This is a genomic window from Prevotella sp. HMSC073D09 (assembly GCF_001814145.1).
GTDB classification, from domain to species: Bacteria; Bacteroidota; Bacteroidia; order Bacteroidales; family Bacteroidaceae; genus Prevotella; species Prevotella conceptionensis.
The window spans coordinates 22,591-25,144 of record NZ_KV815141.1 but is presented as its reverse complement, the minus strand read 5'-3'; the positions used below and the strand labels follow the sequence as shown (position 1 = coordinate 25,144).

2 protein-coding genes are annotated in these 2,554 nt (G+C 47.3%); one reads left to right on the top strand and one right to left on the bottom strand.

The features are described from left to right. Positions 1-939: 939 nt before the first annotated feature. Positions 940-1,644, bottom strand: a complete 705-nt coding sequence (locus tag HMPREF2955_RS13800) for an SIR2 family NAD-dependent protein deacylase (protein WP_070723989.1) — start codon at positions 1,642-1,644, stop codon at positions 940-942. A gap of 262 nt (positions 1,645-1,906) precedes the next feature. Between HMPREF2955_RS13800 and HMPREF2955_RS13795 the strand changes: the two genes are divergently transcribed. Further along, positions 1,907-2,512 (top strand): BamJ family beta-barrel-assembly machinery protein, encoded by a 606-nt coding sequence (locus HMPREF2955_RS13795; protein ID WP_009230652.1) that lies wholly within the window; start codon positions 1,907-1,909, stop codon positions 2,510-2,512. The last annotated feature ends 42 nt before the right edge of the window (positions 2,513-2,554 follow it).

Sequence of the window (2,554 nt, the reverse complement as noted above, 5' to 3'; positions counted from 1 at the left end):
AAAAATCGATTCTCGCGGAGGTTTGTTTCGGTGCTAAAAGGGGGCAGTTGCGCATGCAGACAAAATGAATTTTTATTTAAAATGGCTGCCACTAACACCCACTTTTGGCCGATTTGCCGCTAAATACACTGCGTTTTGGTGCTAAACGCGGTGCAATATGCCGCTAAACGCAGTGCGTTTTGATGCAAAATACAGCGTGTTTTGGTGCAAAATGCAGTGTGTTTTGCTGCAAAATGCAAGGTGAAATGGTGCTAATTGCGAGACGAAAAGCATAAATATCCACACTAATTGTATAAATAAAACCTTCTCGAACCATGAAAAACATGCCAAAAAAGGGCGAAATAGCTCCTAAAAAGTGGGTTTTTAGGGTCTAAAAGTGGGTAATTGGGGACGAAATAATTGCGAGTTGGCGGCCAAATAGAAAGGTAAAATGGTGCAAAATGCAGGCTCTGCTCTTAAAAACTGCCAAAACAAACAACGAGAAAAGCCAAAAATAGGGGTGATTTACCTACTTTATGGCCTGTTTTTTCGCTAGAATGGAGCGAAAATTAGAGCAACTTTGTAAAATAAAAGATAACAATTTAAGGTTTTAGAGTGTTGAGTTGATGAGCTGGTGAGTTGAGGAGTTGATGGGTTGATGAGTTGGTGAGTTGGTGAATTGGTGAATTGGTGAGTTGTTGGTCTTGTGAATTATCCAGTTTGTAAGTTTGATGTGTTCGGGAGTCATTGGGCTTTCGTGAGTTGATAAGCCGGTGAGTTGATTTGTGCTGCACTTCGTGTATGAGAGGAGCTTTTATCTTGGCTTTACAGCACAAAGAAAATAAACTCCTCTCAATTTATAGAGATTTTAAAGGTCTAGCTAACTTCTGCCTTAAATTATGCCGTAAGTCATCGCTCTCCTCCTTTCTTTGGTGGTGGGGGTATGGGCGATACGGCACCTTATATTTTCCCAATCAGCTCTTCCATTCCTTGCGATGCGCCCATGCGCAGTTGCTTAACCTGCGGGTTATAGGTGGTTTCTACGGGTTCGGGGTCTATAAGATAAATGGGTGTTGTAGAGGGGGCGTAAGCCAGTAGGCCGGCTGCGGGATAGACGTTAAGCGATGTGCCGATGACAATCAGCACGTCGGCTTGCCTTACGGTGCGTGCAGCCAAGTCGATAAGCGGCACCGGCTCGCCAAAGAACACGATGAAAGGACGGAGCCGAGAACCATCGGCCGCCTTTTCGTCGGGCCTGACAATGGCGTTGTCGGGCGTTAGCGTGCGGATGTAACGCGGATTGTTTGGGTCGGCCGAGGAACAGACTTTGAGCAGTTCGCCATGTAAGTGGATAACGTGCGACGAGCCTGCGCGTTCGTGCAAGTCGTCTACGTTTTGCGTGATAACGGTTACTTGGCATCGTTTTTCCAGTTCGGCAATTAGCAGATGTCCCTTGTTGGGTTGCGCGGCGAACAGCTGTTGTCGCCTTTCGTTGTAGAATTGGTTCACCAAGTTGGGGTCGGCGAGCCATCCTTCGTGCGATGCCACCTGCATAACGGGATAGTTCTCCCACAGTCCGTCGTTGCCTCTGAACGTCTTTATGCCGCTTTCGGCAGACATGCCTGCGCCTGTAAGGAATACTACGTGTTTGTTTTTTGTGTTCATGACGTTTCGTTTTAAATTGTTAAACATCCCTGTACTTTGCATCGGGGCGATGGTTTGCTGCTGGCGCGGTGCGGCTTTGCGCGCGGTTAAGCCATCGGCTTGTTGGCGATGTTCTTTCAGGCAAAAGCTGAAAACAAGCAGGCAGGTGGGCTTGTCAACTCCAAATTTAGTGTTTTTTTTGCAAATATGCGTATCGAATAGGATAAATAATTGTAACTTTGTGCCATTGTACTAAAAATAAAGAGATAAAAGACAATATTTTATGGATAAACTTAGTTATGCTTTGGGCCTAGGCATTGGCCGCCAATTGTCGCAAATGGGTGCGGACGACTTGAACGTTGCCGACTTTGCACAAGCTGTAAAGGACATGATTGACGGCAAGGAACCCCAAGTTCCTACGGCAGAAGCACAGCAGATTGTGGAAGATTTCTTCCGCAGACAAGAAGAAAAACAACGCGCCGAGGCCGCCGAGAAGTACAAAGGAGCCAAGAGCGAGGGCGAAAAATACCTCAGCGAGAATGCTAAAAAGGAAGGTGTTGTGACGTTGCCCAGCGGCTTGCAATACAAGGTGCTTAAAGAGGGAAACGGTAAAAGCCCCAAGGCTACCGACAAGGTGGTGTGCCATTACGAGGGTATGCTGGTTGATGGAACGATGTTCGACAGCTCTATTCAGCGCGGCGAGCCTGCCACTTTCCCCCTAAATGGTGTTATTGCTGGTTGGACCGAGGGCTTGCAGCTGATGAAAGAGGGTGCCAAGTATCGTTTCTTTATCCCTTATCAACTGGGTTACGGCGAGCGCGGAGCCGGCGCATCCATCCCTCCTTTCGCCGCATTGGTGTTTGATGTGGAACTGATTGAGGTGAAGTAAAGGCCTCGTAAAGGTGAAAAGGTGAAAGGGTGAAAAGGTGAA